The following is a 26,654-nucleotide window of genomic DNA, read 5'->3' on the forward strand; positions in this document are numbered from 1 at the left end:
TCCCTCCTTAACGGTTCTTACCAGAGCGACGACGACGCGTAATAAGAGCGTCGCTGGGACGGTTGGGCTTACGGGTGCGACCCTCGGGCTGACCCCACGGGCTGACCGGGTGACGACCACCGGAGGTCTTACCTTCACCACCACCGTGCGGGTGGTCAACCGGGTTCATAACGACACCACGGACGGTCGGGCGAACGCCCTTCCACCGCATACGGCCGGCCTTGCCCCAGTTGATGTTGGACCACTCAGCGTTGCCCACCTCGCCGATGGAAGCGCGGCAGCGCACATCGACGCGACGGATTTCGCCAGAAGGCATACGCAGGGAAGCGTAGGCACCTTCACGGCCGAGCAGCTGAATGCCAGCGCCGGCGGAACGAGCGAGCTTAGCGCCACCGCCCGGCTTCAGCTCCACACAGTTAAGGGTGGTGCCTACGGGGATGTTGCGCAACGGCAGGTTGTTGCCGGGCTTGATGTCGGCGTTTGGGCCGGACTCGACCATAGCGCCCTGCTTGAGGCCCTTAGGGGCCACGATGTAGCGCTTTTCGCCATCGACGTAGTGCAGCAGCGCAATGTTGGCGGTGCGGTTGGGGTCGTACTCGATGTGAGCAACCTTAGCCGGCACGCCGTCCTTGTCCACACGCTTGAAGTCGATGAGACGGTACTGGCGCTTGTGTCCGCCGCCCTTGTGACGGGTGGTGATACGTCCATGGACGTTACGGCCACCGGTCTTGGAGAGGGGACGAACCAGAGACTTTTCAGGATACGAGCGGGTGATCTCGGCGAAATCCGAGACGCTCGAACCGCGACGACCGGGGGTCGTCGGCTTGTACTTACGAATAGCCATTAGGAAGCCGCTCCTCCGAAGATTTCGATGGGCTCGCTACCCTCCACGAGGGTGACGATGGCGCGCTTGGTGCTCTTGCGCTGGCCGTAGCCGGTGCGGGAGCGCTTGCGCTTGCCCTGACGATTGGCGGTGTTCACGCTGGCGACCTTAACTCCGAAGATCTGCTCGACGGCAATCTTGATCTGAGTCTTATTGGCGTCGGGAGCAACGTAGAACGTGTAGACGTTCTGTTCCATGAGGCCATAAGCCTTCTCGGAGACTACTGGGGCCAAGATGATGTCGCGGGGATCTGCGATGGTGCTCACTTGGTCTCCTCCTTAGGCTGCTTTGCGGACACGAAGGTGTTGAGAGCTTCCACCGTGAAGACCACGTCATCAGCGTTCAACACATCGTAGGTGTTGAGCTGATCGGCGGCGATCGGGTGGACGTAGTCGAGGTTGGCGATAGACTTCCAGGCGGCCAGGTCTTCGCGTCCGAGGACGACGAGGAACTTGGTGCGCTCGGTCAGGGCAGCCAGGAAGTCCTGGGCGGCCTTGGTGGAGGGGGTCTGGCCTTCGACGAGCTCGCTGATCACGAAGATGCGATCATTGCGCACGCGGTCGGTGAGGGCACCAGCCAGGGCGGCAGCCTTCATCTTCTTGGGGACGCGCTTGGTGTAGTCACGGGGCTGCGGACCAAAAACGGTTCCACCACCGGTGAATTGGGGAGCGCGGGTCGAGCCCTGACGGGCACGGCCGGTTCCCTTCTGACGGAACGGCTTCTTGCCACCACCGGACACCATGCCACGCGTCTTGGTGGCGTGGGTACCCTGGCGAGCAGCAGCTTGCTGGGCCACTACGACCTGGTGCATGAGGGCGATGTTGGGTTCCTTGTCGAAGATTTCGGCAGGAAGATCAACAGTACCGGCGGTCTTGCCAGCCGGGGTGCGGACGTCAAGTGTAAGAGCCATTATTACGCACCACCCTTCACAGCGGACTTCACCATCACGAGGCATCCCTTAGGACCGGGGATGGCACCCTTGATGAGGATGAGGCCGGCTTCTGCATCGACCTTCTGGACTTTCAGGTTCTGGGTGGTGACACGCTCGCCGCCCATACGACCAGACATACGCATGCCCTTGAAGACGCGGCCCGGGGTGGCGCAAGCGCCGATAGAACCGGGGCGACGGTGCACGGCCTGGGTACCGTGGGCGGCACCCTGTCCGGCGAAGCCGTGGCGCTTCATGGTACCGGCGTAACCCTTACCCTTGGAGGTACCGGTAACGTCGACGAAAGCACCAGCTTCGAAGATATCGGCGGTGAGTTCCTGACCCACCTCGTAGTTAGCTGCCGCATCGGCATCCGCAAAGCGGATCTCGGCGATGTGGCGACGCGGCGTAACACCGGCCTTCGCGAAGTGGCCAGCCACCGGCTTGGTCACCTTACGCGGGTCGATGGCGCCGAATGCGATCTGGACGGCGTTGTAGCCGTCGGTCTCTTCGGTGCGAACCTGGGTCACGACACAAGGCCCAGCCTTGACGACAGTCACGGGGATAACCCGGTTCTGCTCGTCGAAGACCTGGGTCATGCCGAGCTTGTTGCCCAGGATGCCCTTGATCTCGGTTTCACTCATTGGTTTCTCTGCTCCGATGCCGTTGTCCAAGCTCACTGAATGTTGACGTCGACGCTAGCCGGAAGGTCGATACGCATAAGGGCATCAACAGTCTTCGGCGTCGGGTCGAGAATATCGATGAGGCGCTTGTGGGTGCGCATCTCGAAGTGCTCGCGTGAGTCCTTGTACTTATGGGGCGAGCGGATGACGCAGTACACGTTCTTCTCGGTAGGCAGCGGCACTGGGCCGACCACGCTGGCGCCGGTACGGGTAACCGTTTCGACGATCTTGCGCGCAGAAGCATCAATTGCTTCGTGGTCATAGGCCTTCAGCCGGATGCGGATCTTTTGTCCCGCCACGCTTGTCCTCTTCCTTCACCCACCAGGTGGGTCTGTCTTACTCTGTGCGATCACTGGTATCGCACCTTTCCTCGGGTGATCGTCGGCTTCGACCGATGACACCGTCCCCCGGAAGAGCCGCGAGGGGTTTCCGAATCCGCTGTTCATCTGTCACGCCGTCGTTCCACGCGCTCGGGCGTGTCGCCCGATCACCTTTAACGATGTGTTCATCCGAGATCCCCGGGGAGCGAACTCGTGGGTATTCTCAGTGCTAGGAACACATCTCATGCGTGCTCGCTTTACCAGCGCTCCGCCGACCGTCGTGAGATGAGGCGCGGGCATCTGCCCTGTTAAAGCAACCTGAATAGTATGCATTAATCTCAGCAAAAAGGCAAAATCAGTGCTTTTGTGAGGTTCCTTCAGTATCTTGGAAGTAAGGGAGCAGGGCCGTCCTCACTGGCACATTAAGTGACACTCTCTCGGATAACCGCAGAGTAACTCGCTTCCTTACTCCGGAAATAAAACACGCAATTATTACCCCCATCGCTGCGCTGTTCACGGGGTTTCGCTTTTCCGGAGCGGACTTCCGCAACAGCTGGTCTAACACCACAAAGGAATGCTGATGTCTGAAAACAAAAACACTCCCACCCCCCAGGCCGTCGAACCTGCCGACCGCGGCCAGACCGTCATCGCCGACGTCGTGGTTGGTAAGGTCGCCGGCATCGCTGCCCGCGAAGTTCCCGGCGTCTACGACCTAGGTACCGGTGCCGCCCGCTTTGCCGGCTCCCTCCGTGAACGCATCCCCGGCTCCAACACCGATGTCCAGCAGGGCATCTCTGTCGAGGTTGGCGAAACCGAAGCGGCTGTGGACGTCGACATTGTGGCGGAGTACGGTGTTGCTATCCACCAGCTGGCTGGCGCCATCCGCAAGAACATCATCTCCGCTGTCGAGGGCATGACCGGTCTTAAGGTCAACGAAGTGAACGTTTCCGTCCTCGATATCCACCTTCCCGAAGAGGACAAGAAGGAAGAGGAAAAGCAGGCGTCCCGCGTCAACTAAGAGCGCCTGCCCCTCCTCCCTTTCGTCTACTCAGACGATTCCGCTCTGACAAAACGAATGGTGGCACACCCCATGACAACTGTCCCTTTTACTCTCACCGACGACCTGGCGGCACAACTCGCTGCAGCGGTGTCCCAGGTTCCCGGTGTTGACCACCTCGATGGTGGACGCTTCGGGGAAACCTCGACCTATACGCCCACAGGCATCGTCAAAGGTATCTCATATGATGCCGATACCCGTCGTATCCGCGTGGCGATCGCGGTACGGTGGCCTCATAACCTCATAAAGGTAGCTCAAGCGGTTCGCCGTGCCCTGTACCGTGGAGTCCCCGTCCCCATCGATGTGTACATCAATGATCTGGTGGTTCCCGCTGCCGAATCACATACCTAGGAGGAATCCATGTCAATTACGTATTACGGCATCATTGTCGGCCTGTTGCTGACGATTGCCTGGGCAGCCGGAGGATTTTCCTTCTTCCTTGCCGCCCTTATCCTGGGTGCAATCGGCGGTCTTGTCGGCGCCCAGTTTGAAGGCAAGATCGACGTGCGGGCTATCTTTACGAATCGCGGACGTGGCTAAATGGAGTCCACCGCTTCCGTAGCCACTGGCTCCCTCCGCATCGATCAGGCCGTCACCAACCGGATTATCCGGCAAGCGGCGTTGTCGGTTCCCGGATGCGTGGAAAAGGCTGCAGGAGTAGGGCGCCTCTTTGGCAAACCTCTCCCCCAGTCCGACATCACCACCGATGGCCCCTACATCGCCGCCGAAGTGCACATTGCCGTCAGCTGGCCTGCCCCAGTAGCGCAAGTCGCCCGGAGTGTGCGCGAAACAGTGCGCACTCACCTGGAGGCCTTTATGGATGCACAGGTGACGGAGGTTGCCGTGTTTGTGGACGTCATTACCACAGACCCACAACCCGGTTCGAAAAATCGCCCCCCGCGAGTAACCTTCGAGGACCTCGCAGCGTTCGACAGCAGCCCGCACGTTCAGCATGTTGTCGCCCCCTGCGATGTGGAGGAAGGAACAGACAATGAGCCAATCCGCTGAAAACTATGACCTCACCAAAGAACCCCGTCTGCCGAAGTCTCGACCCGGGGCCTCCGGATTCGTGTGGTTCCTTACTGTGGTGTTCCTCCTCGTCGCCGCCATCGCTATCCACGATGCAGCAGTCGCCCGTGGACACATCAGTGGCCCGTCGTGGTTAGGAACCGCCTCCCACACCATCGGCCACATGCAGTACGGCCAATGGGTTCTGCCGGCAGGTATCATTCTTGCCTTGGTCGGCCTCATCACCGTGGTTCGGTCACTACTTCCCGCCCGGGTGCGCTACTTCCCTATTCACAGTGAAGCTGCGGTCTGGATGCGCCCAGTAGACGTATGCCGCCTGTGCACCCATGCCGCCCAGGAAGTCTACGGCGTAACCCGTGCGAGCACTACAACCAACGACAAAAGAGTGATGGTGTCCATCTACACCGCCGGACCCGCCTCCGCGGATGTCGTCGAGCGCGTACGCGAAGCCGTCACCGCTGAGCTGGAACACGTCGATCGCACCCTCACCCTCACTATCCGACCTGTGAACAAAGGAGGCGAGCAGTAATGACCCGTGGTGCTGAAGCCTACGTACGCTTTATCACGTTCTTTGTTGGTCTCGTCCTCACCGGACTCGGCGTGGTCTGTATCCTGTGGTACGCCGGAGTGGAACCACTTACTGGATGGCTCAACGATAGCTGGCCGACAGACCACTTCGACGGCGCCGAGAACGCCAACTGGTGGTTCCCCGCTCTCGTCGTGGCAGCTATCCTCATCGTCCTGCTCTGTCTCCGCAGTATTACCCTGCTGACGAAGCGACGTAACGCCGACACTCTCGTGTTGGACGCCAACCAGCCAGGTGGAGCCATCCGCATTGAGCTTTCTGACGTCGGTCGGGCATTGGCTCGGGATCTGGAGACGCTTCCCGCTGTGCGGTCCGCCTCTTCACGTGCCATCAACGATCGGGGTGTTCCAACGCTGGACATTGACCTGCAATCGCCTGCTGATGTCCCGATCACCACCCTTATCAAGATTGCGGAACAAGTCTCTGCTGACGTCCCTGCCGCAGTAAGCTATTGTGGCCCGACAACCCGAGTGTTCTTGCAACTTGATAAGGTCCGTCGACCCGATGGGACCACATCTTCTGCCCGCTACCGGGGAACTCAGGAAGTCCACACGGATATTCCGCACGACCTCGAGCCTGGTAAGAAGTCCACGTCGACCGTAGAGTAACGGCGATCCGTCAGCGTTACCGCCCGGACACTTTTCAGCCCCCTACAGAGTATGGGGGCTGAATTTGTCTGCAAAGAAAGTAACGGGTGCAGATAGCACGAATCCCGCCTCACCGTGGAGGCGGGATTCGTGTGAGCTTAATCTGTGCTCGGTGTGTTACCCCTGACGGAGCAGATCACTTACTTGATGATCTTGGTAACACGGCCGGCGCCGACGGTACGGCCACCTTCGCGGATAGCGAAGCGGAGGCCTTCGTCCATGGCGACAGGCTGGATGAGCTCGACGCTCATCTCGCAGTTGTCGCCAGGCATAACCATCTCGGTGCCTTCGGCGAGCTTCACGACACCGGTCACGTCAGTGGTACGGAAGTAGAACTGCGGACGGTAGTCGTTGAAGAACGGGGTGTGGCGGCCGCCCTCATCCTTGGACAGGACGTAGACGGAACCCTCGAAGCTGGTGTGCGGGGTGTAGGCACCGGGGGCACAGACACACTGGCCACGCTCGACGTCTTCGCGCTTGACACCACGGAGGAGAAGGCCGACGTTGTCGCCAGCTTCGCCGTCATCGAGCATCTTGCGGAACATTTCGATACCGGTAACGGTGGTGGAGGTGGCCTTATCGCGGATACCGATGAGCTCGACGTCTTCGTTGAGGTGGATCACGCCACGCTCGATACGACCGGTGACAACGGTGCCACGACCGGTAATGGTGAAGACATCCTCGATGGGCATGAGGAAGGGCTTGTCGGTTTCACGAACCGGATCCGGAACGGACTCGTCAACGGCATCCATGAGCTCGATGATGGATTCCATCCACTTCTCGTCGCCTTGGAGGGCCTGGTACGCGGAAACGCGGACAATCGGGGCGTCCTCGTCGTACTCCTGGGAAGCGAGCAGTTCGCGAACTTCCATCTCGACGAGCTCGAGGATTTCCTCATCGTCAACCATGTCGCACTTGTTGAGAGCGACGACGATGTAGGGGACGCCCACCTGGCGGGCAAGGAGCACGTGCTCACGGGTCTGCGGCATCGGGCCGTCGGTGGCGGCGACCACGAGGATGGCACCGTCCATCTGAGCAGCACCGGTGATCATGTTCTTGATGTAGTCAGCGTGGCCGGGGGCGTCGACGTGTGCGTAGTGACGCTTCTCGGTCTGGTACTCCACGTGGGAGATGTTGATGGTAATACCACGGGCCTTCTCTTCAGGGGCCTTGTCGATCTCATCGAACGCGAAGGAAGCGTTGAGATCGGGGTACTTCTCCGCGAGCGCCTTGGTGATAGCTGCGGTCAGGGTGGTCTTGCCATGGTCGACGTGACCGATGGTGCCAATGTTTACGTGCGGCTTGGTCCGCTCGAACTTAGCCTTCGCCACTTTGTTGTCCTCCTGGACGATCATGAATTACCAGCGGGCGCTAGTAATTCTTGTTTGGTTCAGATCTTTGGTCAGATGCTACTTGGTTAAGTGTAGCTGGCATTTCTGCCAATTGCCTAGTCACAAGTTTCCCGCGACTAGGCAGTCAGCAGGGTCAGGGCCACGAAGATTACTCTCCGTTAGCCTTCGCGATGATTTCCTTCCCCACATTCTGAGGAACCTCAGCATAGGATCCGAAGACCATCGTGTAGTTGGCTCGGCCCTGGGTCTTCGACCGAAGGTCTCCAACATAGCCGAACATTTCAGACAGCGGGACGTCGGCTTTCACCACACGTGCGCCACTGCGCTCTTCCATGGCCTTAACCTGACCACGGCGGGAGTTGAGGTCACCGATTACGTCACCCATGTACTCCTCAGGGGTAACAACCTCCACGTCCATAATGGGCTCGAGGAGGACCGGTGAAGCCTTCTTTGCAGCTTCTTTCAGCGCCATAGAGCCGGCAACCTTGAAGGCCATTTCCGAAGAGTCAACTTCGTGGTAGGCACCGTCAAGGAGCTCGCACTCGATGTCGACCAGCGGGAAGCCGGCCAGCACACCGTACTGCATGGCGTCTTGCACACCAGCGTCGACGGAGGGGATGTATTCCTTCGGAACACGGCCGCCGGTGACGGAGTTGACGAACTTGTAGTGTTCGCCGTCTTCGCCAATCTCGGTGAGAGGAGCAAGCTTGATGATGACACGCGCAAACTGACCAGAACCACCGGTCTGCTTCTTGTGCGTGTACTCGTACTTGTCGACCACCTTACGGATGGTCTCACGGTAAGCAACCTGCGGCTTACCAACGTTAGCCTCGACCTTGAACTCGCGGCGCATACGGTCAACCAGCACGTCCAGGTGGAGCTCGCCCATGCCGCCGATAACGGTCTGGCCGGTCTGCTCATCGTTCTGCACGGTGAAGGTCGGGTCCTCTTCGGAGAGTTTCTGGATGGCGACACCCAGCTTCTCCTGGTCGGACTTGGTCTTGGGTTCGATGGCCACCTGAATAACGGGATCCGGGAAGGTCATAGACTCGAGGACGACCGGGTTACTGGGGTCACACAGGGTGTCACCAGTGGTGGTGTCCTTGAGGCCGATGAAGGCGTAGATGTGGCCAGCAAAGGCCTCATCAACCGGGTTCTCCTTGTTGGAGTGCATCTGGAAGAGCTTTCCGACGCGCTCCTTCTTGTCCTTGGTGGAGTTGACGATGGTGTCGCCAGACTTCACATGCCCGGAGTACACACGCACATAGGTGAGCTTGCCGAAGAACGGGTGCGCAGCAACCTTGAAGGCGAGTGCCGAGAACGGCTCGGACATGGAGGGCTTGCGGTCAAGCTCAACGGACTCATCATTGACAGCGTGGCCGGCGATGCTGGGAACGTCCAGCGGGCAGGGAAGGTAGTCGGTGATGGCGTCAAGGAGAGGCTGCACACCCTTGTTCTTGAAAGCGGTACCGCAGATGACGGGGTAGGCCTCGGAGTTGATAGTGAGCTTGCGGATAGCACCCTTGATTTCATCGAGGGTAAGTTCTTCACCTGCGAAGTACTTTTCCATGAGTTCTTCATCGGACTCAGCAACGGTCTCGATGAGCTTCTCACGGTATTCAGCAGCACGGTCGGCGAGATCCGCGGGGATCTCTTCGACGCTCGGCTCCTGGCCCGGCTCCACCTTGCCCGGCCACATGAGGGCCTTCATGGTGAGCAGGTCAACAACGCCGTCGAAGGCGTCTTCAGCGCCGATGGGGAGCTGCAGAACCAGTGGCTTAGCACCGAGGCGATCTTCAATGGTCTTGACAGAGAAGTAAAAGTCCGCACCCATCTTGTCCATCTTGTTGATGAAGCAGATGCGGGGGACGTCGTACTTGGAGGCCTGACGCCACACCTGTTCGGACTGCGGTTCGACGCCTTCCTTGCCGTCGAAAACGGCGACAGCACCGTCAAGCACACGGAGGGAGCGCTCCACCTCAACGGTGAAGTCCACGTGGCCGGGGGTGTCGATGATGTTGAGCTGGGCGCCCTTCCAGTAGCAGGTGGTGGCCGCGGAGGTAATGGTAATACCGCGTTCCTTTTCCTGCTCCATCCAGTCCATGGTGGAAGCGCCATCGTGAGTCTCACCGATCTTGTAGTTGATACCGGTGTAGAACAGGATGCGCTCGGTAGCAGTGGTCTTACCAGCATCGATGTGAGCCATGATGCCGATGTTGCGAACCTTACTCAGGTCCTTAAGCACTTCAAGTGCCACTTCGAACTCTCCGTTCGATCATGGATCCGCGGGGGATCCTCTTTTGACATAGGTCAGTTGCGCGAACGCCGCTAAAGCTGAACGTTCTGGACAGTGCATCTCCTAGTGTAGTGAGGCACTGCCGTAGCGTCACCAGCGGTAGTGAGCGAAGGCCTTGTTGGCTTCTGCCATCTTGTGAGTGTCTTCACGACGCTTCACAGAGGCGCCAAGACCGTTGGAGGCATCGAGCAGCTCGTTGGCGAGACGCTCAGCCATGGTCTTCTCGCGACGCTGACGGGAGAAAGCGACGATCCAGCGCAGAGCCAGAGTAGTGGCACGGCCAGGACGCACCTCAACGGGCACCTGGTAGGTGGCGCCACCGACGCGGCGAGAACGAACCTCGAGGGACGGACGAACGTTGTCGAGAGCCTTCTTGAGGGTGTTGACGGGGTCGGTGCCAGTCTTCTCACGGCACATTTCCAGAGCGCCGTAGACGATGCGCTCGGCGGTGGACTTCTTACCGTCGACGAGAATCTTGTTCACGAGCTGGGTGACCAGCGGGGAACCGTAAACAGGATCGTTGACGAGAGGCCGCTTCGGGGCGGGACCTTTACGAGGCATGTTTACTTCTCCTTCTTGGCACCGTAGCGGGAACGAGCCTGCTTGCGACCCTTCACGCCCTGGGTATCCAGAGCGCCACGGACAATCTTGTAACGAACACCCGGGAGGTCCTTCACACGACCGCCACGGACAAGCACCATGGAGTGCTCCTGGAGGTTGTGTCCTTCACCGGGGATGTAAGCGGATACCTCAATGCCGGACGAGAGGCGCACACGGGCAACCTTACGAAGGGCAGAGTTCGGCTTCTTAGGGGTAGTGGTGTACACACGAGTGCACACGCCACGGCGCTGCGGGCTGCCCTTCAAAGCTGCAGTCTTGGTGACTGCGGTCTTATCCTGGCGGCCCTTGCGGACCAGCTGCTGAATAGTTGGCATGAACCGACTTTCCTCAATGTGTTAGTAACCCGCACCTTGTGGCAACGGGAAGGGGCGTCTGGGGGTCTCCCCCATGCGCAATAAAAGCTAATGGGGCACAATGTCCAGATCAGAGCCGTTTTTTGTGTAAGAAAGAGCACGTCGGCCGCTCTCGCTGGCTTACCTGGGACAATAACCCGCCCACGTGTTGTGGGCACGGTTATCAATGCTAGTGTGAAAAACCCTGGAAACCAAACTCAAAGAATTTACGGACACCATCATCGATGCCTCTATACGTCCATTCCAGAGTGTCCGTATGCACCCGCTTTGACACCAAGGGAACCCCGTTTCCGTCACAGCGATACGGGGTCAGTGCCCATAAGAATCATGATAAATTCAGCGATCTCCCCACTCCATCACCAGATCGGGAGACATAGTTTTCCGGGATTCTGTCAGTTCCACCCGCATCGAGCCGATGGACTCGTCACGTTGCTGAAGTGGAACACTACCGTGCCTTATGCCAGAAGACTGCCCCACTAGTGCTGTACAGATCCGGAAGTTTCAACTCTTTGTTACCCGTTGATGGGATGCTGTTTGAACAGGACAGATAGTGTCGAGGAGACATCGTTGACACAAGGAGCTCCGATGACTTTTACCACACCGCGGGCCCTCCGCACCCATACCCCGGCAAGCCCGTGGCGTTTCACCAAGCACGCCCTGGCTGCCGCCAGCGTCTCGGCCCTCGCACTGGCCCCCTTCTCCCCCGTCGCACACGCTATGCCCGGGCTGGAGAACCCCACCGGGGTCCCCAAAAACGTCATCGTCATGATCGGTGACGGCATGGGCTTTAACACTCTCGACCTGTACAACCTGCACTACCGGAACAGCACCGGTTACTAGGTGTCCCGCGGCGGAATAAAAGCACACAACAAGCCCCAGCCTGGTTTCCAGCGCTGGCCATACGTAGCCCAATCCACTTATGCCGCCATTGGCGCCTACAACACCCAGGTGAACTGGTCTTCAGTTGTTGGGGCTAACCGCGTTCCTACGGACTCGGCTGCAGCGGGAACCGCTATGGCTTCCGGCCACAAGACTTTCCAAGGCGTGGTGGGCATGGATATTCTCCAGCGCCCCGTAGAAAACCTTACCGAGCGCGCCAAGAAACTCGGCAAATCGGCGGGTGTCGTATCCAGCGTGCCCTACTCCCACGCCACCCCCGCTACCTATGTGGCCCATGAACCGCAGCGCTCCAGCTACCACAACATCACCAACCAGATACTCAAGAGCCAGCTGGATGTTGTGATTGCACCTGGTCACCCACTATTCGACGATAACCACAAACGCCAGTCCCGCCCCAAATACACCTACATCTCAGAGTCAGACTGGATGGCTCTGAACACTGGGCGCGTTGAATGTTCTTGACGATAACCCGCGCGGAACATTCCTTATGGTTGTGGGAGGCGCCATTGACTGGTCTGGCCACGCCAATGAGACCGCTCGCATTATTGAAGGGACCACCGAGTTCGTGAAGGCCGTCAATGACGTTGCCGCTTGGGCCGAAAAGTACTCCAGCTGGGACGAGACCCTTCTCATCGTCACTGCCGACCACGAAACCGGTTTTGTAAACAGCCCGTCGAAGATGGACTTCCGCCCGCTCAGCAAGGACACCTCCGGCGCTATCGAGATGGAATGGCTCTCCAAACAGCACACCAACCAACTGGTGCCGTTCTTCGTCCGCGGTGCGGGCTCCCGCACTGTTTTCAACCTGGCTAACCAGCAGGACCTCATGCGGGGTCGTTACTTGGACAACACCGAGTTCGCCCAGCTTGTCATACAGCGTTGGTGGGTGAAGCGCTAAGCTTCCACTTCCTGTCTTTCTCGCAAAACTACAGACAGAAAGGCTGTGGGTGGTGTTCCCGTTGGAACACCACCCACAGCCTTGTCTAAGCGGAACTATTCGCCGAAGTCGAAGTCGTCCAGCGGAACGGCCGCACCGGTCTCATCGATGAAGGCATCGTCGGGTCCGTAGAAACCGTCATCGAAGCCCGTCGGGATAGCGTAGGCAGCTGCACGCGCTTCCTCGGTGGGATGCACCTGGATGTCGCGATAGCGAGTAATGCCGGTACCAGCTGGGATGAGCTTACCGATGATGACGTTTTCCTTGAGGCCGATAAGGTTATCGACTCGACTGTTGATGGCAGCGTCGGTGAGGACGCGAGTGGTCTCCTGGAAGGAGGCCGCAGACAGCCAGGAGTCGGTAGCCAGGGAGGCCTTGGTGATACCCATGAGGACGGGACGACCCGCGGCGGGGATGCCGCCTTCGCGCACAATGGCACGGTTGGTTGCCTCAAACTCGGGGCGCTCGACCAGAGAACCGGGGAGGAACTCAGTGGAGCCGGAGTCGATGATGGTGACGCGACGTAGCATCTGACGCACGATCACTTCGATGTGCTTGTCGTGGATAGACACACCCTGCGAGCGGTACACACCCTGAACCTCGTTGACGAGGTGGATCTGCACCTGGCGGGGGCCCATCACACGCAGCACATCGTGGGGATCGGCAGCGCCTTCCAGCAACTGCTCACCGATGGTGATGTGGTCACCAGTGTCGATAACGCCTTCAGTGCCATCCGCCTTCTTCAGGACGTGCAGGCGCTGACGCTTCGAAAGCTTATCGTAGACAACGTCGTCGGAGCCATCATCCGGGGTAATGGTGATGGTCCAGAACTTCTCGCCCTCTTCCAGCTTGACGGTACCGGACACCTCGGCAATAGGGGCCTTGCCCTTGGGTACACGAGCTTCGAAGAGCTCCTGCACCCGCGGCAGACCACCGGTGATGTCGTCACCGACACCGCCCTGGTGGAAGGTACGCATGGTCAGCTGGGTACCGGGCTCACCAATGGACTGGGCAGCCACAATACCAACAGCCTCGCCAACGTCGACGAGCTTGCCGGTGGCCATGGAGCGACCGTAGCACTTGGCACAGACACCGTTCTTGGAGTTACAGGTGAGCACGGAGCGCACCTTCACCTCAGTGACGCCGGCAGCCAAGAGAGCGTCGATCTCCGGGTCACCGATATCGGTGCCGCCAGCGACAATGACGTTGCCGTCTTTGTCCTTGGCATCCTCAGCGAGAGTACGGGCAAACACGCTGGTTTCGATGTGCGGGTCGCGGATGAGGGTGCCATCGGGCAGAACCTCGGCGATCGGCACAACAATTCCGCGGGTGGTACCGCAGTCTTCTTCGCGGACGATGACGTCCTGGGCCACGTCCACCAGACGCCGGGTGAGATAGCCAGAGTCTGCGGTACGGAGGGCGGTATCAGCCAGACCCTTACGCGCGCCGTGGGAGTTAATGAAGTACTCCAGCACGGTCAGACCTTCACGGAAGGAGGACTTGATGGGCTGCGGGATGAAATTACCCTTCGGATCTGTCACCAGGCCTTTCATACCAGACAGCGACCGCATCTGGGTCATGTTACCGGCAGCACCAGACTTCACGATCACGGGGATCGGGTTGGTGGCAGGGTAGTTGTCTTCCATCGCCTGGCCGACCTCTTCGGTGGCCTCGGACCAAATCTTCACGAGAGCAGCGTTGCGCTCATCGTGGGAAAGGGCACCGCGCTGGTACTGCTTCTCCACCTTGTTGGCACGCTTGTCGTAGGCGGCCAGAATTTCCTTCTTAGCCGGCGGAACCTGCACATCGGAGATGGCGACGGTAACACCGGAACGGGTGGCCCAGAAGAAACCAGCATCCTTCAAACGGTCAACGGTCTGGGCAACCACGATCATCGGGTAGCGCTCAGCCATGTCGTTGATGATGACGGCCTGCTTCTTCTTCGCCATCTGGTCGTTGACGTAGGGGTAGTCACCGGGCAGCAGGTCATTGAACATGATGCGGCCGAGGGTGGTCTTGCAGACCCACACGTCACCGGGCTGCCAGCCGTTCGGGAACTGCTCCGCCTCGATCTCTTTAGGGGGACGCTGGTGGGTGAGCCGAACCACGATGGGCGACTGGATAGACAAGGCACCTGCGTCGCGGGCCATAATGGCTTCCGCAACGGAGGAGTAGTAGCCGTTGGTGGGGCATTCCTTGTGCAGGTCCTCGCGGTAGGAACCCGGCGCGTCGGGATCCTCGGTAGTCAGGTAGTAGAGACCCGTCACCATATCCAGTCGCGGCATGGCCAACGGGCGGCCGGATGCCGGGGAGAGGATATTGTTAGAGGACAGCATGAGGATGCGGGCTTCTGCCTGTGCCTCGGCGGACAGCGGCAGGTGGACTGCCATCTGGTCACCGTCGAAGTCAGCGTTGAAGGCTTCACACACCAGCGGGTGGAGCATGATGGCCTTGCCTTCGACGAGCACCGGTTCGAAGGCCTGGATACCCAGACGGTGCAGGGTAGGTGCACGGTTGAGGAGCACCGGGTGCTCGGCGATAACCTCTTCCAGCACGTCCCACACCTGCGGGCGCTGACGTTCCACCATGCGCTTGGCGGACTTGATGTTCTGGGCGTAGTTGAGGTCAACCAGGCGCTTCATGACGAAGGGTTTGAAGAGCTCCAGAGCCATGAGCTTCGGCAGACCGCACTGGTGCAGCTTAAGCTGCGGACCCACGATAATAACGGAACGACCGGAGTAGTCGACGCGCTTACCGAGCAGGTTCTGACGGAAGCGGCCCTGCTTGCCCTTGAGGAGGTCAGACAGCGACTTCAGCGGCCGGTTGCCGGGACCCGCGACGGGGCGACCACGACGTCCGTTATCGAAGAGGGCATCCACCGATTCCTGCAGCATGCGCTTTTCGTTGTTAATGATGATCTCGGGGGCACCGAGGTCAATGAGGCGCTTCAGACGGTTGTTGCGATTGATGACACGACGGTAGAGGTCGTTGAGGTCGGAGGTGGCGAAGCGGCCACCGTCGAGCTGCACCATGGGGCGCAGTTCCGGCGGAATGACCGGAATGCAGTCGAGCACCATGCCGGCCGGGTTGTTACCGGACTGGATAAAGGCGGCAACTACCTTGAGACGCTTCAAAGCACGGAGTTTCTTCTGGCCCCTACCGGTGCGGATGATCTCGCGCAGCACTTCTGCTTCGGCTTCCAGATCAAAGCCCTCGATGAGTTTCTGGATGGCTTCAGCGCCCATACCGGCCTCGAAGTATTCGCCGAAGCGGTCATCGAGTTCGTTGTAGACGTTTTCGTCAAGGATGAGGTCCTTGGGCTCCAGCTTGGTGAAGGTATCCCAGAGGATGTCGAGGCGGTCGAGTTCGCGGTTAGCGTCCTCACGGATGTGCTTCATCTCGCGCTCAGCAGCGTCCTTGACCTTGCGCTTTGTGTCAGCCTTAGCGCCTTCGGCTTCGAGCTCGGCCAGGTCAGCTTCCAGCTTCTGGGCGCGCTCCTCGAGGTCGACATCGCGGCCGTCCTCGATCTCCTTCTTCTCGGCGGTGATTTCCGCTTCGAGGGTGGAGAGGTCGTTGTGGCGGGCTTCTTCGTCGACGCTGGTGACGACGTAGGAAGCGAAGTAGATGATCTTTTCTAGATCCTTGGGCGCCAGGTCAAGCAGGTAACCCAGACGAGAGGGCACACCCTTGAAGTACCAGATGTGGGTGACGGGGGCGGCGAGCTCAATGTGGCCCATGCGCTCACGACGCACCTTGGCACGGGTGACTTCCACGCCGCATCGTTCACAGACGATGCCCTTGAAGCGGACGCGCTTGTACTTGCCACAGGCGCATTCCCAGTCCCGGGTGGGACCGAAGATACGCTCGCAGAAGAGGCCGTCCTTCTCTGGCTTCAGCGTACGGTAGTTAATGGTCTCCGGCTTTTTGACCTCACCGTAGGACCAGCGACGGATGTCGTCGGCGGTGGCGAGGCTGATTCGGAGTGAATCGAAGAAGTTGACGTCGCGCACGTAACTTCCTTTCCCCAGTGGGATTGTGGCTACCCGGGCGGGTAACCGAGGTGAATGTCTCTTTGGTTCAGGTGGCTACAGGGAGCCGAAGACTCTTAGGCGAGATCTTCCACGGATGCGTTCTCATCGTGTGAGAGGTTGATGCCCAGGTTGGAGGCGGCCCGCTCAAGGTCGTCATCGTCGTCAGACAGGCTGACAACGTCACCGTCTGCGGAGAGGACTTCCACGTTGAGACAGAGTGCCTGGAGTTCCTTGAGCAACACCTTGAAGGACTCGGGGATACCCGGGGCAGGGATGTTCTCACCCTTCACGATGGCTTCATAGGCCTTCACACGCCCCACCACGTCGTCAGACTTGATGGTGAGGAGCTCCTGCAGGGTGTAGGCAGCGCCGTACGCCTGCATGGCCCAACATTCCATTTCACCGAAGCGCTGGCCACCGAACTGGGCCTTACCGCCGAGCGGCTGCTGGGTAATCATGGAGTAGGGGCCGGTGGAGCGAGCGTGAATCTTCTCGTCTACCAAGTGGTGCAGCTTCAGCATGTACATGTAGCCGACCGAGACCGGGTAGGGGTAAGGCTCACCGGAGCGACCGTCGAACAGCGTGACCTTGCCGTCGGAACCCATCATATTCTCGCCGTCGGCGTTGGGACGGACGCAGCCCAGCAGGCCTTCAATCTCGTCGGGCTCAGCACCGTCGAACACGGGGGTAGCGGTCTTGGTATTCGGCGCCACATCAAGCATTTCCGCAGGGAGCATCTTGGCCCACTCCGGGTCACCCTCGATCGTCCAGCCGTACTTGGCCAGCCAGCCTAGGTGGATTTCCATAATCTGGCCGATGTTCATACGACGGGGCACGCCGTGGGTATTGAGGACAACGTCGATGGGGGTGCCGTCTGCGAGGAAGGGCATGTCTTCGACCGGCAGAATCTTGCCGATAACACCCTTGTTGCCGTGGCGGCCGGAGAGCTTGTCACCGGGCTGAATACGACGCTTCTGGGCGACGTAGACACGCACCAGTTCGTTCACGCCAGGGGGCAGCTCATCGTCATCTTCGCGGGAGAAGACGCGCACACCGGTCACCTTGCCGGTTTCGCCGTGGGGTACCTTGAGAGAGGTGTCGCGGACTTCGCGGGCCTTTTCGCCGAAGATGGCGCGCAGCAGACGCTCTTCCGGAGTCAACTCGGTTTCACCCTTAGGCGTGACCTTACCGACCAGGATGTCACCGTCGCGGACGGTAGCACCGATCCGGACGATGCCACGCTCGTCCAGGTCGGCAAGCACTTCGTCAGACACGTTAGGGATGTCGCGGGTGATTTCCTCGGCACCGAGCTTGGTATCGCGGGCGTCAATTTCGTGCTCTTCGATGTGGATGGAGGTCAGTTCGTCCTCTTCCACGACGCGCTGCGAGAGGATGATGGCGTCCTCGTAGTTGTAGCCTTCCCACGGCATAATGGCGACCAGCATGTTCTTGCCGAGGGCCATTTCGCCCTTGTCGGTGGAGGGGCCGTCGGCAATAACTTCGCCGGCTTCCACACGCTGCCCGGCGGCCACAATCGGAACCTGGTTGTAGCACGTGCCAGGGTTGGAGCGGACGAACTTTTGCAGCTGGTAGGTAGCACGGGTGCCGTCATCAGCCATGACGGTGATGAAGTCAGCGCAGACTTCTTCGATGATGCCGGCTTTCTCACTAATGATGATGTCGGCGGCATCGTAGGCGGCGCGCATTTCCATACCAGTACCGACCAGCGGAGAGTCGGTCTTCAGCAGGGGCACTGCCTGACGCTGCATGTTGGCACCCATGAGAGCACGGTTGGCATCATCGTGCTCGAGGAAGGGGATCATAGCGGTTGCTACGGAGACCATCTGGCGCGGGGACACGTCCATGTAGTCCACTTCGTCGGGGGTAACGTATTCGACGTCACCGCCCTTCTTACGGACCAGCAGACGCTCGTCGAGGAACTTGCCGTCCGCATCCATCGGCGAGTTGGCCTGGGCCACAACGTGCCGATCTTCCTCATCTGCGGTGAGGTAGTCGACCTGGTCGGTAGCGCGGCCGTCGACGACACGACGATACGGGGTTTCGATGAAGCCAAAGGGGTTCACGCGGGCGTACACAGAAAGAGAACCGATGAGGCCAATGTTCGGGCCTTCCGGGGTCTCAATGGGGCACATACGACCGTAGTGAGAGTTGTGAACGTCGCGGACTTCGAGGCCGGCACGGTCACGAGTGAGGCCGCCCGGGCCCAGGGCAGACAGACGACGCTTGTGGGTGAGGCCCGACAGCGGGTTGTTCTGATCCATGAACTGGGACAGCTGGGAAGTTCCGAAGAACTCCTTAATGGCTGCCACCACGGGGCGGATATTGATGAGGGACTGCGGGGTGATGGCTTCCACGTCCTGGGTGGTCATGCGCTCGCGCACGACGCGTTCCATACGGGAGAGGCCGACGCGCACCTGGTTCTGGATGAGTTCGCCGACGGTGCGGAGACGACGGTTGCCAAAGTGGTCAATGTCGTCGGTTTCCACCGGGATCTCCATGCCGTCAGGGGCAGTCATGGTGGTTTCACCGGCATGCAGGCGCACCAGGTATTCGATGGTGGTGGCAATGTCCTGCTCGGTGAGGGTGAGGGCGTCGTTGTCGTCCTTGGGCAGGCCCAGCTTACGGTTGATCTTGTAGCGACCAACGCGCGCAAGGTCGTAGCGCTTTTCCTTGAAGAACAGGTTGGCGAGGAGGTTCTGGGCGCCTTCCTTGGTCGGCGGTTCGCCGGGGCGCAGCTTGCGGTAGATCTCCAGCAGGGCCTCATCCGGGGTGTCAGCGGTGTCCTTTTCAAGGGTGGACATCATGACTTCGGAGAAGCCGAAGCGCTCGGTGATGGATTCATTGGTCCAGCCGAGTGCTTTGAGGAGGAGGGTGACGGGCTGGCGGCGCTTGCGGTCGATGCGGACACCGACAGTGTCGCGCTTGTCGACGTCAAACTCGAGCCATGCACCACGGGAGGGGATGATCTTCACAGCGTGAAGTTCCTTCTCCGTGGTCTTGTCGATGGACTCATCGAAGTAGACACCAGGAGAACGGACGAGCTGGGACACTACGACACGCTCGGTGCCGTTAATGATGAAGGTGCCCTTATCGGTCATCATGGGGAAGTCACCCATGAAGACGGTTTGACTCTTGATTTCGCCGGTGGTGTTGTTCACGAACTCAGCCGTGACGAACAGCGGGGCGGAGTAGGTCATGTCCTTTTCTCGACATTCCGCGATGGAGGCCTTTACCTCATCGAATCGCGGATCCGAGAACGACAACGACATTGACCCGGCGAAGTCCTCAATGGGGGAAATTTCGTCAAGAATGTCTTCAAGACCGCCGGTGACGCGCTGCTCACCGGTGACCTCGTCTGCATCGGACTGGGTGTACTTCTTCGTTCCGACTAGCCAAGCAAATGAGTCAGTCTGAATGCTCAGCAGATCGGGAACCTCAAGTGGTTCGCGAATGGTAGCAAACGACGGCCGCTTGGGGGCTCCAGGGATCTGGGCCTTCGAACTGGTCTGGCGAGAGACTGCCAAGGTGCGTCCTTCCAGGACCTCATGCGCAGAAGCATACGCAGCGACCCAGGACTCGAGCCGCCAGGAATGTTTCCACGACGTAATCTACAGTGGTTCCGTTGTCAGCCTCTGCACTCTTTAGTACAGCAGTTTCCAGCTTCTCCAACTAAAGCCTTCCACTACCGAACAAAGCGTACATTTTGCCTGTTCAAAAGGGGTTTTGGGAAGTCCCGAAAGTCACTTTCTGATCAGTAAGCCCAGTCTTGGGTACAATTCGGCCAACGCAAAGATCAATAGTATAACGAAATCCGACTCATGTCCACCGGCGGAGACACCGGTGCTCGCGTACTGCCTTCCATCTGCACCCGTGAGAACCCCACGATGGAAGGGAACATCCCTCCTGAATTTATGTGCCACGTCATGTGGTCACACCCATGGTCACTTGCATAGAGAGAATTGTCAAGGATATGCACGGAAACAAGGGAACAATTCACCTAAAGAAAGTGCTGGTAACTGCTTTTTAGTGCACTGTCCGGGGGGCGGGAGGTGTGCTCGCAGAGGGCGAAACTAGTATCTTTTCCAGTTTCTGTCGGAAAATAGGGCAATGCCCCTCCCGCGGTTGCGGTGAGGGGCATTAGCGGTAAGTCGAAAAACTTACTTGAGGACGACGGTGGCGCCGGCTTCTTCGAGCTTGGCCTTGGCAGCCTCAGCGTCATCCTTGCTGGCACCTTCGAGGACAGCCTTGGGGGCAGCCTCAACGAGGTCCTTGGCTTCCTTCAGACCGAGGCCGGAGACGATCTCACGGACGACCTTAATAACCTGGATCTTCTTGTCGCCGACGGCCTCGATGACGACATCGAACTCGTCCTTCTCTTCCTCAGCCTCGGCAGCCGCGGCGGGTGCGCCAGCAGCGGCAACGGCGACGGGGGCAGCAGCGGTAACCTCGAAGGTGTCTTCGAAGGCCTTGACGAACTCAGAGAGCTCGATGAGGGTCATTTCCTTGAAAGCATCGAGGAGCTCTTCGGTGGTGAGCTTAGCCATGGTGGCTTCCTTTCCTTTGGTCCTTGGTTATGGACTCTTACGTTTGTGATGGTAAGTGCCCGGGCAACCCCAGGCGGTATCCGCGCTAGGCGGCGGATAGATGAACTACTCTGCGGACTTCTTTTCCTGCAGGGCGGCTGCGAGGCGAGCCACCTGGGATGCGGGAGCATTGAAGAGTCCAGCAGCCTTCGCCAGGTTGCCCTTCATCGCACCGGCGAGCTTGGCGAGGAGAACTTCGCGAGACTCGAGGTCTGCGAGCTTCTCGACCTGGTCCACGGACAGCGCCTGGCCATCCATGTAACCGCCCTTGATGACGAGTTCCTTGTGGTCCTTACCGAATGCACGGAAAGCCTTGGCGGCTTCGACGGGTTCGCCGTCGATGAATGCGATGGCGGTGGGGCCAACCAAAAGATCCTCGAGGCCTTCCACGCCAACTTCAGCAGCAGCGCGCTTGACCAGGGTGTTCTTGGCGACGGAGTAAGTTGCACTCTCTCCGAGAGCGCGGCGCAGCTCGGTCATGGCCGGAACGGACAGACCACGGTATTCGGTGATGATGGCGGCAGTGGAATTCTCGAACTGCTCCTTGATCGCGGCTACTGCGGTGACCTTCGTAGACTGGACCATGCTTTGCCTCCTTCCTCTTGTCGTTCGCCCGAAATAAACGAACGCCTTGCGCAGGAGACGCAAGGCGTGAATCACGGGCAAACACAACTATTTGCCGTCATCCTCGACTGAGTTCTACCTGCGTGGGCCGCCGAATTATTTCGGACCTTCAACTGCTAACGCCTGTTAACAGTGACCAACGGTCTTGGGTGAAACTTGATCGGGTCAAACTTCTTTATTGAGTGTAGCGATTGATTCTGCTCAGTACCAAATCGACCCCCATCCCGCCCTCTTGGCGGGTGGGGGTCGATGGTATAACACGTGAGATTAGTGCGAAGCACCGGTTCACGGGAAGAGATTAGGCTTCTGCCTCACCAAGGTAGTGACGAGTGACGCTGGGGTCCACCGGGATGCCCGGTCCGGTGGTGGTGGACATCGTAATCTTCTTGACGTAGCGTCCCTTGGAGGAGGACGGCTTGAGACGCAGAACCTCTTCGTACACCGCTGCGTAGTTCTCCACCAGCTGCTTAACATCGAAGGAAGCCTTGCCGATGATGAGGTGCAGGTTGGCGGCCTTGTCGACGCGGAAGGTAACCTTACCGCCCTTAATGTCCTTAACAGCCTTGGTCACGTCGGTGGTCACGGTGCCGGTCTTGGGATTCGGCATGAGGCCACGGGGACCGAGGATGCGGGCGATGCGGCCGACCTTGGCCATCTGATCCGGGGTGGCGATGGCGGCATCGAAGTCGAGCCAGCCGCCCTGGATCTTGGCGATGAGTTCGTCGGAACCAACCTCGTCGGCACCAGCAGCTTCAGCCTCAGCGGCCTTGTCTGCCACAGCGAAGACGATCACACGGGCGGTCTTACCGGTGCCGTGCGGGAGGTTGACGGTGCCGCGCACCATCTGGTCAGCTTTGCGGGGGTCGACGCCCAGGCGCATAGCCACATCGACGGTGGCATCCATCTTGGCGGAGGAGGTTTCCTTGGCGAGCTTGGCAGCCTGCAAGGGGGTGTAGAGAAGGGAACGGTCGACCTTCTCCGCAGCGGCCTTATAAGCCTTAGAGTTCTTGCTCATTTGTTTCCATTCCTGTCACTGCTGTGACGGTTGGGGGTGGTTCGAGCCGAAGCGGGCTCTTCCACAGGGGTTGTTATTCACCCTCGACGGTGATACCCATCGAGCGGGCGGTACCAGCGATGATCTTGGCGCCAGCCTCGATATCGTTGGCGTTGAGATCCGGTTCCTTGGTCTTGGCGATCTCACGGCACTGATCCATGGTCACAGAACCGACCTTGTTGGTGTGCGGAGTGGCCGAACCCTTGGCGATGCCAGCAGCCTTGAGGAGGAGCTTGGCGGCCGGAGGGGTCTTCAGAACGAAGCTGAAGGAACGGTCTTCGTAAACAGTAATTTCCACAGGAACAACGTCGCCGCGCTGATTTTCAGTGGCAGCGTTGTATGCCTTGCAGAATTCCATGATGTTGACACCATGGGCACCAAGAGCAGGGCCCACCGGCGGAGCAGGGTTGGCCTGTCCAGCCTGGATCTGCAGCTTGATGAGCCCGGTGACTTTCTTCTTCGGGGGCATCCGTGCTTCCTTACTTGTGTTGACTGTTAGCGGCTTTTCGCATGTCGCGCTACGCCGCTACTTGTAACCTCATCACATATAGTGCTGACCAGCAGAAAATAAATTCCTGCCAAACAGATAGGTGACTAGGAGACACTACCCGATACGCACGGAAAACCCCACATCGAGGCGGGGCTTCCGGGGTAAAGGGGGGCTTAGGAGATCTTCTCCACCTGGTCGAAACCGAGTTCCACGGGGGTCTCGCGACCGAAGATAGAGACCAATACCTGCAGTTTCTGGGTATTGAGATCAACTTCGCTAATTGTGGCAGGGAGGGTGGCGAAGGGGCCATCCATAACGGTGACGGACTCGCCGACCTCGTAATCCACCTTGATGACGGGGGCAGCTTCCTCTTCGGTAGCTTCCGGAGTTGCCGAAGTAGTGTCCTTTGGCATGAGGAACTTGACAACTTCGCGCAGCGACAGCGGAGTGGGGTTACTGGTGGCACCCACGAAACCGGTTACACCGGGGGTGTTACGTACCGCACCCCAGGACTCGTCATTGAGTTCCATACGCACCAGCACATAGCCGGGGAGGATCTTGCGCTTGACGGATTTCTTCTGCCCGTTCTTCAGCTCGATGACCTCTTCCTGCGGAACTTCCACTTGGAAGATGTAGTCACCCACGTCAAGGGTCTGGATACGGGTCTCCAGGTTAGTCTTTACCTTGTTCTCGTAGCCAGCGTAGGAGTGAATAACGTACCACTTACCGGGGAGGCGGCGGAGTTCCTTCTTGAACTCCGTAACCGGATCGACTGCGGGGGCAGGAGCGGCCTCAACGGCCAGCGGCTGCTCAGCAGAATCTCCCACTGGCAGTTCTACGGCGGCAGTGTCCGGCGTCTGCTCCTCAACCAGAGCGTTGTCGTCGGTGTTGCTCACTGTTCTCTTCCCTTCAGGCAGTACGGCCCGCAGCTAGGCGTGGCTCGGTCGTAGCAAACGTTGTGTTGTGCAGGTGATCGAGGAGGCTTGGTCACTCGTCCACCCGTACTAAGTCTATAAGTTCTGCAAAAACAATGAAGGCCCTCCGGAGAGGGCTTTCAGCGGAGATTTACATTCCAGGCATTCCAGGCATTCCGGGTGGAACCATATCGGCACCACCATTGGGATTCTGGAAGATTACCCGGACCAGCTCACCTGCCCCAGTATCCACACCGAATACCAGAGCAACCGTGATGACCAGGAAGATGAAGACTGCGAGAACCGACATCAGCATCTGCTTCTTGGTGGGCCAAACGACCTTGCTCATCTGGTCCCAGACGCTCTTGAAGAAGTGTCCGAAGCGGATGAAGAAGGCCTTGATGGCTCGACCTGCGCGAGAGAAGAAACCGTCCTTGGTGTCCTTCTCCTCGGTTTCCACAGGAGCTTCAACAACCGGACGCTCGGGGGCACCCTTGCGGCGACGCTTACCGGTCGGCTGCACCGACTGGGCGTCAGTGTCAGCAGCGTCGGCTGCGGACACGACCGGGTCGACAATGTTGTCGTCCGGTGTGCTCTTCTCGTCGCTCACTCGTTGTCCTCCATGTCTTCAACGGATGTCCTGCAATCCAACAGGGTCCTGGCAGGGGTGACAGGACTCGAACCTGCAACCTGCGGTTTTGGAGACCGCTGCTCTACCAATTGAGCCACACCCCTCTATTCACTGTCATCAGAGCACCTCGCTACCAGCCATAATAGTGGCAACGAATCCCTGCTGCGAGTCAACAAGGTGGCGTCTGCGTGCCGGGTTGGCGACACACGGAACTACGCCTCCTGCGATGATACGCGAGGACTAGCGCTGCTGACAAACGCCGCGCTGGCAGCTCCTTCCTCATTGTGCCGAAAAACGGAGAGTTTGGCTCGTCTGTAAGAACCCGTGCTTCCGCCTGTGACATGTGTCACCATAGAGTTATGACCAGAAAATCTATCTTCATTTCCGGTGCCGCCCGCGGAATTGGCCGCGAAACCGCTGAGCTGTTCGCCCGTAACGGCTACCTCGTGGGCGCGTACGACATCTCCCCCGTCGACTGGGCCGACAACATGCCCACCGTCATTGCCGGCCACCTCGACGTCACCAGTCAAGAAGACTGGGATCGCGCTCTCGCCAGCTTCACCTCCCACACCGGTGGCACCCTCGACATCCTGCTCAATAATGCCGGCCTGCTCGTCGACGGTCCCTTCAATGAAGATGACCGCAAACGCGAAGACCTCATGGTGGACGTCAATGTGAAGGGCGTCTATAAAGGCTGCCACGCTGCGTTCCCCTACCTGCTCGTCACTCCCCACTCGCAGGTCATCAGCATGTGTTCCGCCTCCGGCATCGTCGGTACCCCCGACATGGCCGTCTACTCGGCCACCAAGTTCGCAGTCCGCGGCCTCACCGAAGCTCTCAATGTGGAATGGGACCAATACGACATTCGCGTCGTCGACATGATGCCCCTCTACGTCAACAGCAAGATGCTCGACGGCGTCTCTACCCCCGGTACCCGCCGTATGGGTATCCGGCTGGAGCCCAAGGACGTCGCTAAGCGTATCTGGGAGGTGGCCACCGGCATCACTACCAAGCTTCCCACCGTCCACCACCCCGTCGGCAAACAGTGCACCGCGTTCTACCTCTCCGAACAGGTGTCCCCCAACGTCATTGCACGCCTGGTAAACCGCATCCTCACTTACGGGAAATAACAGTGCACTGCCGCCCCCTTCTCCGCGACTAGTGTCGATGCGAGAATATAGCGTAAGATACCTTCAGAGAAATCCGAAAAGCCCTGGTTAACACTGTTAACCAGGGCTTTTCTGTAGTAGCGATGGAGGGGATCGAACCCTCGACCTCACGATTATGAGTCGTGCGCTCTAACCGTCTGAGCTACATCGCCAAGTCTAGTTGTCAGTCGCAGCTCCGTAGCGAAGCGCTTTCAGAACAAAAAGAGAGCCCCCTGACAGAATCGAACTGTCGACCTTTTCCTTACCATGGAAACGCTCTGCCGACTGAGCTAAGGGGGCAATCTTGTTGGGAGAGGTTCACTCTCTCACCAAGCTTCTAGAAGATTACCGGACAGTTGCGTACATGACAAATCGCCTGCTTAGCGGTAATTTCTTGCTATTCATATATAAAACTCAACCCCCGCTTGTGGCGGGGGTGTGAGAGTGCCAGGTCAAGGATTCGAACCTTGGTAGGCAATGCCGACGGATTTACAGTCCGCTCCCTTTGGCCGCTCGGGCAACCTGGCGTGCACTGTAGAACAGGTGCTCACAAGACTTTAGCGACT

General features: G+C 59.0%; 27 protein-coding genes and 4 tRNA genes. 10 read left to right on the top strand and 21 right to left on the bottom strand.

Annotated features, from left to right (window positions below; translation table 11 throughout):
• Positions 1 to 7: 7 nt before the first annotated feature.
• Genes rplB through rpsJ form a run of 5 tightly spaced genes read right to left on the bottom strand, consistent with a single transcriptional unit; the run spans position 8 to position 2,793 of the window.
• Entirely contained in the window at positions 8 to 844 is an 837-nt protein-coding gene (gene rplB / locus IY73_RS02835) for a 50S ribosomal protein L2 (protein ID WP_053961749.1), read from the bottom strand.
• Complete coding sequence (gene rplW, locus IY73_RS02840; protein ID WP_053961750.1) at positions 844 to 1,149, bottom strand: 50S ribosomal protein L23; 306 nt, start codon at positions 1,147 to 1,149, stop codon at positions 844 to 846. The genes rplB and rplW overlap by 1 nt, the downstream gene beginning before the upstream one ends.
• Positions 1,146 to 1,793, bottom strand: a complete 648-nt coding sequence (gene rplD, locus IY73_RS02845) for a 50S ribosomal protein L4 (protein ID WP_053961751.1) — start codon at positions 1,791 to 1,793, stop codon at positions 1,146 to 1,148. Before rplD ends, rplW begins: the two co-directional genes overlap by 4 nt.
• A 2-nt stretch (positions 1,794 to 1,795) precedes the next feature.
• Positions 1,796 to 2,455, bottom strand: a complete 660-nt coding sequence (gene rplC / locus IY73_RS02850) for a 50S ribosomal protein L3 (RefSeq protein WP_053961752.1) — start codon at positions 2,453 to 2,455, stop codon at positions 1,796 to 1,798.
• A 32-nt stretch (positions 2,456 to 2,487) separates the two neighbouring features.
• Positions 2,488 to 2,793, bottom strand: coding sequence for a 30S ribosomal protein S10 (gene rpsJ, locus IY73_RS02855; RefSeq protein WP_003883485.1), 306 nt, complete (start codon positions 2,791 to 2,793; stop codon positions 2,488 to 2,490).
• A 601-nt stretch (positions 2,794 to 3,394) separates the two neighbouring features.
• On the opposite strand from rpsJ, the gene IY73_RS02860 reads away from it, so the two are divergent.
• The 6 genes from IY73_RS02860 to IY73_RS02885 all read left to right on the top strand — a co-directional run bounded on the left by IY73_RS02860 (position 3,395) and on the right by IY73_RS02885 (position 6,094).
• Entirely contained in the window at positions 3,395 to 3,832 is a 438-nt protein-coding gene (locus tag IY73_RS02860) for an Asp23/Gls24 family envelope stress response protein (RefSeq protein WP_053978803.1), read from the top strand.
• Positions 3,833 to 3,904: 72 nt separating this feature from the next.
• Positions 3,905 to 4,222, top strand: a complete 318-nt coding sequence (locus IY73_RS02865) for a hypothetical protein (RefSeq protein ID WP_053961754.1) — start codon at positions 3,905 to 3,907, stop codon at positions 4,220 to 4,222.
• Between the two features lie 9 nt (positions 4,223 to 4,231).
• Positions 4,232 to 4,411 carry a hypothetical protein gene (locus IY73_RS02870; RefSeq protein WP_053961755.1) on the top strand — a complete coding sequence of 60 codons (180 nt, stop codon included), beginning with the start codon at positions 4,232 to 4,234 and terminating at the stop codon, positions 4,409 to 4,411.
• A complete protein-coding gene (locus IY73_RS02875; RefSeq protein ID WP_053961756.1) occupies positions 4,412 to 4,879 on the top strand; it encodes an Asp23/Gls24 family envelope stress response protein in 468 nt (155 codons plus the stop codon). It abuts the gene before it with no gap.
• Positions 4,863 to 5,429, top strand: a complete 567-nt coding sequence (locus tag IY73_RS02880; protein ID WP_053961757.1) for a DUF6286 domain-containing protein — start codon at positions 4,863 to 4,865, stop codon at positions 5,427 to 5,429. The genes IY73_RS02875 and IY73_RS02880 overlap by 17 nt, the downstream gene beginning before the upstream one ends.
• Positions 5,429 to 6,094, top strand: a complete 666-nt coding sequence (locus tag IY73_RS02885) for an Asp23/Gls24 family envelope stress response protein (protein WP_053961758.1) — start codon at positions 5,429 to 5,431, stop codon at positions 6,092 to 6,094. Before IY73_RS02880 ends, IY73_RS02885 begins: the two co-directional genes overlap by 1 nt.
• Before the next feature lie 179 nt (positions 6,095 to 6,273).
• Here IY73_RS02885 and tuf read toward each other — a convergent pair whose 3' ends face one another.
• From tuf to rpsL, 4 genes are all read right to left on the bottom strand, one after another.
• Positions 6,274 to 7,464, bottom strand: coding sequence for an elongation factor Tu (tuf, locus tag IY73_RS02890; RefSeq protein ID WP_053962667.1), 1,191 nt, complete (start codon positions 7,462 to 7,464; stop codon positions 6,274 to 6,276).
• Between the two features lie 169 nt (positions 7,465 to 7,633).
• Positions 7,634 to 9,742, bottom strand: a complete 2,109-nt coding sequence (gene fusA / locus IY73_RS02895) for an elongation factor G (RefSeq protein ID WP_053961759.1) — start codon at positions 9,740 to 9,742, stop codon at positions 7,634 to 7,636.
• A 129-nt stretch (positions 9,743 to 9,871) separates the two neighbouring features.
• A complete protein-coding gene (rpsG, locus tag IY73_RS02900; RefSeq protein WP_053961760.1) occupies positions 9,872 to 10,342 on the bottom strand; it encodes a 30S ribosomal protein S7 in 471 nt (156 codons plus the stop codon).
• A gap of 2 nt (positions 10,343 to 10,344) precedes the next feature.
• A complete protein-coding gene (rpsL, locus tag IY73_RS02905) occupies positions 10,345 to 10,716 on the bottom strand; it encodes a 30S ribosomal protein S12 (protein WP_053961761.1) in 372 nt (123 codons plus the stop codon).
• Between the two features lie 624 nt (positions 10,717 to 11,340).
• Between rpsL and IY73_RS02910 the strand changes: the two genes are divergently transcribed.
• The 3 genes from IY73_RS02910 to IY73_RS02920 are packed head-to-tail and all read left to right on the top strand — an operon-like array spanning position 11,341 to position 12,553.
• Positions 11,341 to 11,595, top strand: a complete 255-nt coding sequence (locus IY73_RS02910) for a hypothetical protein (RefSeq protein ID WP_053961762.1) — start codon at positions 11,341 to 11,343, stop codon at positions 11,593 to 11,595.
• Positions 11,596 to 12,117: an alkaline phosphatase gene (locus tag IY73_RS02915; protein WP_053961763.1), complete on the top strand. Its 522-nt coding sequence runs from the start codon at positions 11,596 to 11,598 to the stop codon at positions 12,115 to 12,117.
• Positions 12,104 to 12,553, top strand: a complete 450-nt coding sequence (locus tag IY73_RS02920; protein WP_148562319.1) for an alkaline phosphatase — start codon at positions 12,104 to 12,106, stop codon at positions 12,551 to 12,553. Before IY73_RS02915 ends, IY73_RS02920 begins: the two co-directional genes overlap by 14 nt.
• Positions 12,554 to 12,648: 95 nt before the next feature.
• Here the strand turns inward: IY73_RS02920 and IY73_RS02925 are convergent, their stop codons facing one another.
• The 9 genes from IY73_RS02925 to IY73_RS02965 all read right to left on the bottom strand — a co-directional run bounded on the left by IY73_RS02925 (position 12,649) and on the right by IY73_RS02965 (position 25,044).
• Positions 12,649 to 16,602, bottom strand: coding sequence for a DNA-directed RNA polymerase subunit beta' (locus tag IY73_RS02925; RefSeq protein ID WP_053978804.1), 3,954 nt, complete (start codon positions 16,600 to 16,602; stop codon positions 12,649 to 12,651).
• A gap of 95 nt (positions 16,603 to 16,697) precedes the next feature.
• On the bottom strand, positions 16,698 to 20,168 hold the full coding sequence (gene rpoB / locus IY73_RS02930) for a DNA-directed RNA polymerase subunit beta (protein WP_053961766.1): 3,471 nt from the start codon (positions 20,166 to 20,168) through the stop codon (positions 16,698 to 16,700).
• Positions 20,169 to 20,801: 633 nt separating this feature from the next.
• On the bottom strand, positions 20,802 to 21,188 hold the full coding sequence (rplL, locus tag IY73_RS02935; protein WP_053961767.1) for a 50S ribosomal protein L7/L12: 387 nt from the start codon (positions 21,186 to 21,188) through the stop codon (positions 20,802 to 20,804).
• Positions 21,189 to 21,293: 105 nt separating this feature from the next.
• Positions 21,294 to 21,812, bottom strand: coding sequence for a 50S ribosomal protein L10 (gene rplJ, locus IY73_RS02940; RefSeq protein ID WP_053961768.1), 519 nt, complete (start codon positions 21,810 to 21,812; stop codon positions 21,294 to 21,296).
• Positions 21,813 to 22,149: 337 nt separating this feature from the next.
• Complete coding sequence (rplA, locus tag IY73_RS02945) at positions 22,150 to 22,866, bottom strand: 50S ribosomal protein L1 (protein ID WP_053961769.1); 717 nt, start codon at positions 22,864 to 22,866, stop codon at positions 22,150 to 22,152.
• Between the two features lie 73 nt (positions 22,867 to 22,939).
• Positions 22,940 to 23,374, bottom strand: a complete 435-nt coding sequence (gene rplK, locus IY73_RS02950; RefSeq protein WP_053961770.1) for a 50S ribosomal protein L11 — start codon at positions 23,372 to 23,374, stop codon at positions 22,940 to 22,942.
• Positions 23,375 to 23,568: 194 nt separating this feature from the next.
• Complete coding sequence (gene nusG, locus IY73_RS02955) at positions 23,569 to 24,324, bottom strand: transcription termination/antitermination protein NusG (protein ID WP_053961771.1); 756 nt, start codon at positions 24,322 to 24,324, stop codon at positions 23,569 to 23,571.
• Between the two features lie 136 nt (positions 24,325 to 24,460).
• A complete protein-coding gene (gene secE, locus IY73_RS02960; RefSeq protein WP_053978805.1) occupies positions 24,461 to 24,919 on the bottom strand; it encodes a preprotein translocase subunit SecE in 459 nt (152 codons plus the stop codon).
• Positions 24,920 to 24,968: 49 nt separating this feature from the next.
• Positions 24,969 to 25,044: transfer RNA gene (locus tag IY73_RS02965), tRNA-Trp, on the bottom strand.
• 255 nt (positions 25,045 to 25,299) lie between these two features.
• Here IY73_RS02965 and IY73_RS02970 point away from each other — a divergent pair.
• Positions 25,300 to 26,070: an SDR family oxidoreductase gene (locus IY73_RS02970; protein ID WP_053978806.1), complete on the top strand. Its 771-nt coding sequence runs from the start codon at positions 25,300 to 25,302 to the stop codon at positions 26,068 to 26,070.
• A 117-nt stretch (positions 26,071 to 26,187) separates the two neighbouring features.
• Here IY73_RS02970 and IY73_RS02975 read toward each other — a convergent pair.
• The 3 genes from IY73_RS02975 to IY73_RS02985 all read right to left on the bottom strand — a co-directional run bounded on the left by IY73_RS02975 (position 26,188) and on the right by IY73_RS02985 (position 26,615).
• Positions 26,188 to 26,261 (bottom strand) — tRNA-Met (locus IY73_RS02975).
• A gap of 54 nt (positions 26,262 to 26,315) precedes the next feature.
• A tRNA-Thr gene (locus IY73_RS02980) sits at positions 26,316 to 26,388 on the bottom strand.
• Positions 26,389 to 26,533: 145 nt separating this feature from the next.
• A tRNA-Tyr gene (locus tag IY73_RS02985) sits at positions 26,534 to 26,615 on the bottom strand.
• Positions 26,616 to 26,654: the final 39 nt, after the last annotated feature.

The sequence above is a fragment of the Lawsonella clevelandensis genome, assembly GCF_001293125.1.
In the GTDB taxonomy this organism is placed as follows: Bacteria; Actinomycetota; Actinomycetes; order Mycobacteriales; family Mycobacteriaceae; genus Lawsonella; species Lawsonella clevelandensis.